9 protein-coding genes are annotated in these 10322 nt (G+C 37.9%); 6 read left to right on the plus strand and 3 right to left on the minus strand.

What is annotated here, in order from left to right; genetic code table 11:
- Positions 1–34: 34 nt before the first annotated feature.
- On the minus strand, positions 35–1342 hold the full coding sequence (locus tag ACOMCU_RS10795) for a sigma 54-interacting transcriptional regulator (protein WP_421050156.1): 1308 nt from the start codon (positions 1340–1342) through the stop codon (positions 35–37).
- 149 nt (positions 1343–1491) lie between these two features.
- On the opposite strand from ACOMCU_RS10795, the gene pruA reads away from it, so the two are divergent.
- The 5 genes from pruA to ACOMCU_RS10820 all read left to right on the plus strand — a co-directional run bounded on the left by pruA (position 1492) and on the right by ACOMCU_RS10820 (position 7223).
- The gene (pruA, locus tag ACOMCU_RS10800; RefSeq protein WP_010857528.1) at positions 1492–3036 is read left to right on the plus strand and encodes an L-glutamate gamma-semialdehyde dehydrogenase; all 1545 of its coding nucleotides are present in this window, start codon (positions 1492–1494) and stop codon (positions 3034–3036) included.
- Between the two features lie 128 nt (positions 3037–3164).
- Positions 3165–4358 (plus strand): ornithine--oxo-acid transaminase, encoded by a 1194-nt coding sequence (locus ACOMCU_RS10805; protein ID WP_421050157.1) that lies wholly within the window; start codon positions 3165–3167, stop codon positions 4356–4358.
- Positions 4359–4441: 83 nt separating this feature from the next.
- A complete protein-coding gene (locus tag ACOMCU_RS10810; RefSeq protein WP_010857530.1) occupies positions 4442–5686 on the plus strand; it encodes a Glu/Leu/Phe/Val family dehydrogenase in 1245 nt (414 codons plus the stop codon).
- Between the two features lie 88 nt (positions 5687–5774).
- Complete coding sequence (locus ACOMCU_RS10815) at positions 5775–5990, plus strand: hypothetical protein (RefSeq protein ID WP_421050158.1); 216 nt, start codon at positions 5775–5777, stop codon at positions 5988–5990.
- Positions 5991–6059: 69 nt separating this feature from the next.
- A complete protein-coding gene (locus tag ACOMCU_RS10820; RefSeq protein ID WP_421050159.1) occupies positions 6060–7223 on the plus strand; it encodes an iron-containing alcohol dehydrogenase in 1164 nt (387 codons plus the stop codon).
- Between the two features lie 137 nt (positions 7224–7360).
- On the opposite strand, the gene ACOMCU_RS10825 is transcribed toward ACOMCU_RS10820, so the two are convergent.
- Together ACOMCU_RS10825 and ACOMCU_RS10830 are read right to left on the minus strand one after the other, a co-directional pair.
- Positions 7361–8347, minus strand: a complete 987-nt coding sequence (locus ACOMCU_RS10825; RefSeq protein WP_421050160.1) for a cation diffusion facilitator family transporter — start codon at positions 8345–8347, stop codon at positions 7361–7363.
- A 15-nt stretch (positions 8348–8362) separates the two neighbouring features.
- Positions 8363–9085, minus strand: coding sequence for an MgtC/SapB family protein (locus ACOMCU_RS10830; RefSeq protein WP_421050161.1), 723 nt, complete (start codon positions 9083–9085; stop codon positions 8363–8365).
- A gap of 134 nt (positions 9086–9219) precedes the next feature.
- Between ACOMCU_RS10830 and ACOMCU_RS10835 the strand changes: the two genes are divergently transcribed.
- Positions 9220–10119, plus strand: a complete 900-nt coding sequence (locus tag ACOMCU_RS10835; protein ID WP_010857535.1) for a DMT family transporter — start codon at positions 9220–9222, stop codon at positions 10117–10119.
- The last annotated feature ends 203 nt before the right edge of the window (positions 10120–10322 follow it).

Here is a 10322-nt window from a genome sequence, read left to right on the forward strand (position 1 = left end):
CTCTTTCAACTGAGCAGCATTTCTTAAACCTAAGCTATTGTTTTTTGATTTTTCGTAATCGATATTGTAGGTTTTGTCGACTCATACCAAGCGCACCTGCAGCTTTTGTAATATTACCCTCATATAAATTCAATACATTTTGCACATAATAGGATTCGGCTTCACGTAAATAAGCATCGAGCGGCATGACATCATTTTGCTGCTGAAACATAAAGAACTCCGGTTCTCGATCTGATGTGTCGTGCTGCTGTACTTTGAAACGGAAATGAAGCGGTAGCAAGTCATGGGTAACCGTTGTCTCAGTTGTCATAAACGATACAATTTCATCCAGTAATAACTCAAGCTCCTTTAAGTTTCCAGGCCAATCATATTGTAAGAATAATGTTTGAACATCAGGTGCAAGATTCTGCACATTTGAAGCAAATCGTTCACGATGTCTGCTAAAATAATCAGCAATAAACGGTAGAATATCTTCTTTTCGATCCGTTAAATTGGGAATTGTAATAGCCATTGTTGCGAAGAAATAATAGAGCGATTTTGAAAGCTTCTTCTGTGCAATTAATGCAATTGGATCACTGCCTACGCTACCAATCAACATGTATTTTGACTGCGGAAAGGATTGCAATAATTCTAATAATTGTTCTTGTACATCAAGGCTTAAAAAGTCAATACGTTCAAAGAAAAATGTATACGCCTTGTCATCTCGTAAAAGCTCTTTCACTTTATCAAGAACCGATTGCGCAGAACGTCGACTAAATAGTGTTATAAATGCCTCTGGATCGGGCGAAGCGGCATGGTGAATACCTTCTGCTACTAAATCCTTTCCAGTGCCAGATTCTCCAATCAGTAAAACGGGTAATTTGACGGCGGCAGCTTTTTTTGCATTCGCGATAACCTGCTTCATCGTTTCGGAAACAGCGGTAATCATATCAAATGTTAAAGGTTCATCATAGCGACGCAGAGGCTGATACACTAATTTTTCGAGTGATGTAATATCGCGTGCAAATTCGATGGCTCCTATTAGTTTGTTTTTTTCAAAAAGCGGAAATGTATCATTAATAGTGGTAATTTCATGCCCATTTTTATTCCAATAAGTTTGCTTTACATTTATTTCTTTCATCCCAGTTTGTAAAACACGCATTAAAGTACTTTCATGTTGACGAAAAGAAAATAGTTCAATAATTGAGCGATCAGCTAATTCATCAAAATGAAATCCCTCAATTTCCTTCATTTTTGTATTATAGATAATTGTCTTACCAGTCACGTCAATTGCATGGATACCAACGGATACATTCGTTGCAATAAAATCATAAAAAGGTAGTAAAGGTTCTGAATTTTTCATAAAATTTGCACCTCAAAAATTTTTTACTTGAAATATGCAACAAAATTTTGCATTATAATAAGTGTAAGAATATTCTATACGCAAAGAAAATTTGCGTCAATGTTTTTTGCACACTAAACTTTTACATCTCACAAAGGGAGGATTTTAGTATGATTCCATACAAACACGAACCATTTACAGATTTTTCTCAAGAGGCAAACTACAATGCTTATCTAGAAGCATTAAATAAAGTAGAAGGTTATTTAGGGCAAGATTACCCACTGATTATTGGTGGGGAACGTATTACAACAGAAGATAAAATTGTTTCTTATAACCCTGCAAAGAAAACAGAAGTGATTGGTCGCGTATCTAAGGCGAACCAAGAATTAGCTGAAAAAGCAATGCAAGTGGCAGATGAAACATTTAAAACATGGAAAAAAGTAGATCCAGCAGTTCGTGCAGATGTGTTATTCAAAGCAGCAGCGATTATTCGTCGTCGTAAACATGAATTCTCTGCATTATTAACAAAAGAAGCTGGTAAACCTTGGAACGAGGCAGATGCTGATACAGCAGAAGCAATCGATTTCTTAGAATACTATGGTCGCCAAATGTTACGTATTAAAGACGGCCAACCTGTTGAAAGTCGTCCAGGTGAATACAACCGTTATGACTATATTCCTCTAGGAATTGGTATTGTGATTTCACCTTGGAACTTCCCGTTTGCAATTATGGCAGGTACAACAGTAGCAGCTCTAGTAACAGGAAACACAGTATTATTAAAACCGGCTTCAACAACGCCTGTAGTGGCATATAAATTCATCGAAGTATTAGAGCAAGCTGGTCTCCCAGCAGGCGCAGTGAACTATGTACCAGGTTCTGGTGCAGAAGTTGGTGATTACTTAGTTGATCATCCGAAAACACGTTTTATCAGCTTCACAGGTTCTCGTGATGTTGGTTTACGCATTAACAAACGTGCAGCAACACATAACGATGGTCAAATCTGGATTAAACGTGTAATCGCTGAAATGGGCGGTAAGGACACAATCGTAGTCGATAAAGAAGCAGATTTAGAACTTGCTGCACAATCTATTGTAAAATCAGCATTCGGCTTCTCAGGTCAAAAATGTTCAGCATGTTCTCGTGCAGTAATCGTAGAAGATGTCTATGACACTGTTGTTGATCGTGTACAAGAGCTAACAAATGCATTAACAATTGGTGACCCAACAGACTTCAGTAACTTTATGGCAACTGTTATTGACCAGGCAGCATTCAATAAAATTACAGAGTATATCGAAATCGGTAAAAATGAAGGGCGCCTGGTTGCAGGTGGTACAGCGGATGACTCAGTTGGTTACTTCGTTCAACCAACAGTGTTTGCAGACGTAGATCCTTCAGCACGAATCATGAGAGAAGAAATTTTCGGACCAGTCGTTGCTATTGCGAAAGCGAAAGATTTTGACGAAGCAATTGCAATTGCAAACGATACAGAATACGGCTTAACTGGAGCGGTGATTACAACTAACCGTATGAACTTAGAAAAAGCTCGTGAAGATTTCCATGTAGGTAACTTATACTTCAACCGTGGTTGTACTGGTGCTATCGTTGGCTACCAACCATTTGGTGGCTTCAACATGTCTGGTACTGACTCTAAAGCGGGTGGCCCTGACTACTTACAACTGCATATGCAAGCTAAAACAACTTCAGAAATGCTTTAATTTTTTAACGCTATAAAAGAGAGCTTCCATAATAGGACATCATTGATGAAAGGCGGGCTTTGTAAAAAGTCTCAGCCTATCTCTCTTTTATAGAACTATTATCATGAAGTATAAGGAGAGAATACTATATGACAAATTCACAACAAGTTATTGAAAAAACGCAAAATTATGGTGCTGCAAACTATCATCCACTGCCAATCGTTATTGCAGAGGCTGAAGGTGCATGGGTAACAGATCCGGAAGGTAACAAATATTTAGATATGCTATCTGCTTACTCTGCTGTAAATCAGGGACATAGACATCCGAAAATTATCGCTGCGTTAAAAGAGCAAGCTGACAAAGTAACATTAACTTCTCGTGCTTTCTATAGTGAAAACTTAGGTGAGTGGTATGAGCTTGTAGGTAAATTAACAAATAAACAAATGGTATTACCGATGAATACGGGTGCAGAAGCAGTAGAAACAGCGTTTAAAGCGGCTCGTCGTTGGGCATACGATGTAAAAGGTGTAGAAGATGGCAAAGCAGAACTAATTGCATGTAATGGGAACTTCCATGGGCGTACAATGCTTGCTGTATCATTATCATCTGATGAAGAATATCGTCGTGGTTTCGGACCGATGCTACCAAATGTAAAGCTTGTAGATTACGGTAATTTGGAAGCACTTAAAGCAGCGATTACACCAAATACAGCAGCATTTTTAATTGAACCAATTCAAGGGGAAGCTGGTATTGTCATTCCTTCAGAAGGTTTCTTAAAAGCTGCTCGTGAACTATGCCGTGAAAACAATGTATTATTTATTGCTGATGAGATTCAAGCTGGTTTAGCACGTACAGGTAAAATGTTCGCATGTGATTGGGAAGATGTTGAACCAGATATGTACATTTTAGGGAAAGCTTTAGGTGGCGGTGTATTCCCAATTTCTTGTGTAGCTGCAAACCGTGACATTTTAGGCGTGTTCAACCCAGGTTCACATGGCTCTACTTTCGGTGGAAATCCTTTAGCTTGTGCAGTCTCTATTGCATCAATTAAAGTATTACTAGATGAGAAACTAGCAGAGCGTTCACATGACCTTGGCGAATATTTCAAAGGAAAGCTTCAAAATATTAATAACCCCGTTATTAAAGAAGTTCGTGGTCGTGGATTATTTATCGGAATGGAACTAACAGAATCAGCACGTCCATACTGTGAAAAGCTAAAAGAATTAGGTTTATTATGTAAAGAAACACATGATACAGTAATTCGTTTTGCACCACCACTTGTCATTTCACAAGAAGATTTAGATTGGTCAATCGCGCAAATTGAAAAAGTTTTTAAACTTTAACAAAATGTTCACATTTTAATTCGGAAGTGTGTTACAATGATGCCGATATACTATCATTAATAAAAACAAAGAGGCGATTTAATATGTCTGAAAACTTAAATCTGTTCACATCAACTCAAGATGTCATTCAAGATGCTTTAAATAAACTTGGTTATGACGAAGCAATGTATGAATTATTAAAGGAACCACTTCGCATGCTACAAGTCCGCATCCCAGTTAAAATGGATGACGGTACAACAAAAGTATTCACTGGTTACCGAGCACAACATAATGATGCTGTAGGACCGACTAAAGGTGGCGTACGCTTCCACCCAGCTGTTTCTGAGGAAGAAGTTAAAGCGCTTTCAATGTGGATGACATTGAAATGTGGGATTGTTGATTTACCATATGGCGGTGGTAAAGGCGGCGTTATTTGTGACCCGCGCCAAATGTCTATGGGCGAAATCGAACGCCTAAGCCGTGGTTATGTTCGTGCAGTGAGTCAAATCGTAGGACCTACAAAAGATATTCCAGCTCCAGACGTATTTACAAATGCACAAATCATGGCTTGGATGATGGATGAATACAGCCGTATGGACGAATTCAACTCACCTGGTTTCATTACAGGTAAACCACTTGTACTTGGTGGTTCTCAAGGTCGTGACCGTGCAACTGCACAAGGTGTAACAATTGTTATCGAAGAAGCAGCAAAAAAACGTGGAATTGACATTAAAGGTGCTCGTATCGTTATTCAAGGTTTCGGTAACGCGGGTAGCTTCCTTGCAAAATTCATGCATGATTTAGGAGCAAAAGTAATCGGTATTTCTGATGCTTATGGTGCACTCCATGATCCTGAAGGTTTAGATATCGATTACCTATTAGATCGTCGTGATAGTTTCGGTACAGTAACAACTTTATTTGAAAACACAATTTCAAACAAAGAATTATTAGAACTTGATTGTGATATTTTAGTGCCGGCTGCTATCGAAAACCAAATTACTGCTGACAATGCGCATAATATTAAAGCAAACATCGTAGTAGAAGCAGCAAATGGTCCAACAACTGCTGAAGCAACTAGAATTTTAACAGATCGTGGCATTTTACTTGTACCAGACGTATTAGCTTCTGCTGGTGGTGTTACAGTTTCTTACTTTGAATGGGTTCAAAATAACCAAGGTTATTACTGGACTGAAGAAGAAGTAGAAGAACGCCTTTACAAAAAAATGGTTGAAGCCTTTGATAATGTTTATACAACAGCGACAACACGCAACATTAACATGCGCTTAGCTGCATACATGGTAGGTGTTCGCCGTACTGCAGAAGCATCTCGCTTCCGTGGATGGGTTTAATCAATAGATAAATGATAAACGAGACATTCCCAACTAATGGGATGTCTCGTTTTTTTCTGTTTGTGGCTCTTTTTGCGAAGTGACGGATATGTTCGTCGAAATGACGGATAAAATCATCAAAGTGACGGATAGAATCGCTGAAACGACGGAAAAGGTCATCAAAGTGATGGATAGAATCGCCGTAAAGACGGATAAGTTCATCAAAGTGACGGATAGAACCTCTAAAGTGACGGATGAGGAATTAGCTGTGCCTATTCCTGAAAAAATATACATCGCCTATTCTAATTACATGATACATGTATAGCATAATGCTTAAATCTTTGCTTTCGCTGTTATAAATATGAGAAAATCCAAGTAGAAAGGGGCGATTTCCATGAATTCATTTACATTCTATAATCCTGTTAGATTACACTTTGGTGAAGATGCGCTAGAAAGATTAGCAAAGGAGTTAGCGCAATACGGTAATAAGGTGTTGGTTGTATATGGCGGAGGCAGCATAAAGAAAAACGGCGTATACGATGCTGTGATAGAGAAATTACAACAAGCGGATAAAACGATTTTTGAATTGAGCGGTGTTGAGCCGAACCCTCGTGTTGAGACAGCCCGTCTTGGCATTGATATTTGTAAAAAAGAAGGTATTGATCTTGTCCTTGCTGTTGGTGGAGGGTCCGTTATTGACTGTTCAAAATTAATAGTAGCTGGTGCAAAATATGATGGTGATGCGTGGGATATCGTCAAGAGAAAGGTAATTGCACAAGAGGCGTTACCACTAGGAACAGTATTAACATTAGCTGCAACAGGTTCAGAAATGAATTCTGGCTCTGTTATTACGAACGCTGTAACCGAAGAAAAGTTAAGTTGGGGTAGTCCGGCGGCATTCCCGCGTTTTTCAATTTTAAATCCGGCCTACACTGTTTCGGTACCGAAAAATCATACAGTTTACGGTATCGTTGATATGATGTCACATGTATTTGAACAGTACTTCCATAATGCGACGAATACGCCAATCACAGATGAAATGAGTGAGGGTGTCTTGCGTACAGTAATTGCTACAGCTCCAAAACTAATGAAGGATTTAGATAATGTTGCGTTACGCGAAACGATTCTATTAGCTGGAACAGTTGGTTTAAATGGCTTTTTATCGATGGGTTCTCGCGGCGATTGGGCATCACATGATATTGAGCATGCGGTATCAGCGATTTATGATATTCCACATGCGGGCGGTTTAGCTATTTTACAGCCACATTGGATGCGTTTAAGCGTACCGATAAATCCTGAGCGTTTTGCTGGTATTGGGGTACGTGTCTTTGGTGTTGATGAGAAGGGTAAAACAACAGAGGAAGTGGCTTATGAAGGAATCGACCGTCTATCCGCATTTTGGACATCTTTAGGTGCTCCAAGCCGCTTAGCAGATTATGATATTGATGATTCGAAATTCAATCAAATTGTTGAACATGCTATGCATAATGGACCTTTTGGTAACTTTAAAAAGTTACAGGAAGAAGATGTACGTACGATTTTACAGAATGCAAGATAGTAGATAGGGTTCCTGTTTAGGAAGTAATGAAAGGTGAGGTAATGCCTTTCGTACTTCCTTTTTTTATTTTTTCACCTACTGGTATAAAATAATAGCCAACTGCCTGAAGTCGGGCAATTGGCTAAATCGATTTAATGTTAAATAGTGGGCCTTGTGGGCTTGTCTGCAACGTGTACCCAGTTTAATAAACCATCATCTTCATCAAATAAAATGGCCACTTTTGATACGCCTTTTTGACTTAAAATAACTGCTGTTAAATGGTCGCGTACATCATCTAGGTACGCAAGTGATAAATTAGCATCGGCTTCTGCAACTAACTCAACATGCAAAAACTCACCTTCTTTAACAACCTCTAGACGTACAATATCTTTAATATTTGGATCCTCCATTACGAGATGAGCGATATGGTTAAGCATTTCCTCATCCGTTTCACCGATAACGCCACGGGCATTATCAAGAAATATCTTGCCAACTACATAAAACATCATACAGCCGATAATCATTGACACGAGTCCTTCGATTCTTGCCCACCCTGTAAAGTGTGCAATTAAAATAGCACCAAATGCTAATACATTCCCAGCTGTGGCTACTAAATCTTCCATAAACACTAATTTTGTTGCTGGTTTTGCGCGCTTCAAATAAGTAAATGCTTTAGTAATAGTAGCTAAACCAGCTTTTTCTTGCCCAGCCTCATGCAGCACTTCGACAGCTGCTTTTGCAAGGACTATGCTCTCTAACACAATCCCGATAAATAAAACACCAAGTGCAATGAACATTCCTTTTGATTCACCAGCTGGATGCATAAAATGATGCCAGCCTTCTTTTACAGTTTCATAAGAAAGAATCGCTACTATAATGACGGCGAATAGACAAACCAGATTAACAATTCGACCAAATCCTGCAGGGAATTGCTTCGTCGGCGCTTTTTTTGAAAGAGCTGAACCAATATAAACAAATAATTGGTTTGCTGCATCGCCAAGGGAGTGCATCATTTCTGCAAACATGGCAACATTCCCTGTGAAGGAGAAGGCAACGCCTTTAATGATTCCTAGAAATGCATTGACACATGCAGCCATAAGGGAGGGCTTATTACCATCTTTTAATAGTTTCAATAATTCTGCCATAGAAGTGTCCTCCAACTAGTTTAAAATTTCCATTTCAATTTTTTCTACATAAGATAAGGCTCGCAATGAACGATAAAACGACAGTAAGTTATCCGAGATTATTAACGATAGTCGTAAATCTAATTCGTGTAAAACAGTATCATTTCTTAGTGGAATATCTTTTATGCGCATGTTTTCGATAAAAATATTATTTTCCTTTAGAAATTGAAGAAAAGATTCAGCATGGCAATCATCGTCAATTTGGATTTTTAATGATATTTCTCTCATACGAATACGTTTTGGTCCGATTTTCATAAGAAATGGCGATAACACTTCAATACCAAAGACAATGATAATAACTGCTAATGTAGCATCCATATAGAAACCTGCGCCAACTGCTATTCCGATTCCAGCAGCTCCCCAAATCATCGCGGCAGTCGTTAATCCCGAAATGCTATCGTTACCACGTCTTAAAATAACTCCTGCTCCAAGAAAGCCGATGCCACTTACGACTTGTGCTGCTAAACGAAGCGGATCCATTGTGATATTAATATCTGCTCTTGGGGGTGTTGAGTATGCAGTCTCAATCGAAATAATTGTCAGTAGACAGCTGAACGTCGCAATAACTAAGCTCGTTTTCAATCCAACAGGCTTCTTTTTTAATTCCCTTTCAATACCGATTACTAAACTTAATGTGGCTGCAATAATTAATTTTATGCCAACTTCATATGTAATCATATTTTCCAATAGTGTATCCATTCTCAACCCTCCACCGATATTTCGTATTGCTAAGAGATATGCAAGCTGTCATTATTATATGTACATTACTTTTTTGTATTGTACATCACGGAACTAATGATGTATAAGCATATTTGAAGCGGAGGTGGAATTCAATGGAGCAACCAAAAATTCATCCATATATCCCAATTTTTATTGGCGTTATTTCTGTATCCTTATCTGCTATTTTTGTGAAGTTAGCAAATGCAGAGGCGGGTATCATTGCCTTTTATCGGATGTTGTTTTCGGTGATAATTATGGCGCCGCTATTTTTATGGAAATATACTGCTGAGTTAAAACAATTATCGAAGCGGGATTGGTTGTTTTCTTCAATTGCAGGTATATTCTTATCATTTCATTTTATTCTGTGGTTTGAATCACTTAATTACACATCTGTTGCAAGTTCCACTGTTCTTGTGACGCTACAGCCACTATTTGCGTTTGTTGGTACATATTTTTTCTTTAAAGAAAAGATTACTGTAAAAACCATTTTTGCTGGTGTGATTGCCATTGTCGGAAGTGTATTGATTAGTTGGGGAGATTTTAAGTTAAGTGGTTCGGCATTTTATGGAGATATGCTTGCACTTATCGCTTGTGCACTCATTACGGCTTATTTATTATTTGGTCAAGATGTACGTAAACGGCTATCTCTTGTGACATATACCATGATTGTTTATGTGGTAAGTACCATTACGTTGTTTTTATATGTACTTATTAAAGGAGAGTCATTCGGTCCTTACTCAACAATCGATTGGATATGGTTTATTTTATTAGCGATTGTACCAAATTTATTAGGCCATACATTATTTAATTGGTCTATTAAATATGTTAGTACAAATGTTGTTTCAATTGCTATCTTATTTGAACCAATTGGTGCGGCGGTGTTGGCGATTTTTATTTTCCAAGAGTATTTAATCGCTACGCAAATCATTGGTGGTTTAATTGTTATATTAGGTATAATCTTATTTATTATTGATGAAAATAAGATTTTAAAGTTTTTTTCTAAAAAAGCTTGATTTACAATAAAAAATGTTATATATTATTACTTGTCCTTAACAAGAAGGATTGCTTAAGAAAAATATTTCGAAATAGTTGTTGACTTCTTGTTAAACACAAGTTATGATAATAGAGTCGCTGAAATAAATCGACGACAACATGAACCTTGAAAACTGAACAAGCAAAACGTAATCAATAAAGTTTTCAGTAACGAACTTCGGTG

The organism is Lysinibacillus sp. UGB7 (assembly GCF_049058285.1).
GTDB lineage: Bacteria > Bacillota > Bacilli > Bacillales_A > Planococcaceae > Lysinibacillus > Lysinibacillus sphaericus_B.

Bases quoted from the DNA above. Each gene is read 5' to 3' on its own strand.
- ACOMCU_RS10810 (WP_010857530.1), top strand. From the start codon at position 4,442: ATGTCTGAAAACTTAAATCTGTTCACATCAACTCAAGATGTCATTCAA.
- ACOMCU_RS10825 (WP_421050160.1), bottom strand. From the start codon at position 8,347: ATGGCAGAATTATTGAAACTATTAAAAGATGGTAATAAGCCCTCCCTT.
- pruA (WP_010857528.1), top strand. From the start codon at position 1,492: ATGATTCCATACAAACACGAACCATTTACAGATTTTTCTCAAGAGGCA.
- ACOMCU_RS10830 (WP_421050161.1), bottom strand. From the start codon at position 9,085: ATGGATACACTATTGGAAAATATGATTACATATGAAGTTGGCATAAAA.
- ACOMCU_RS10835 (WP_010857535.1), top strand. From the start codon at position 9,220: ATGGAGCAACCAAAAATTCATCCATATATCCCAATTTTTATTGGCGTT.
- ACOMCU_RS10820 (WP_421050159.1), top strand. From the start codon at position 6,060: ATGAATTCATTTACATTCTATAATCCTGTTAGATTACACTTTGGTGAA.
- ACOMCU_RS10815 (WP_421050158.1), top strand. From the start codon at position 5,775: ATGTTCGTCGAAATGACGGATAAAATCATCAAAGTGACGGATAGAATC.
- ACOMCU_RS10795 (WP_421050156.1), bottom strand. From the start codon at position 1,342: ATGAAAAATTCAGAACCTTTACTACCTTTTTATGATTTTATTGCAACG.
- ACOMCU_RS10805 (WP_421050157.1), top strand. From the start codon at position 3,165: ATGACAAATTCACAACAAGTTATTGAAAAAACGCAAAATTATGGTGCT.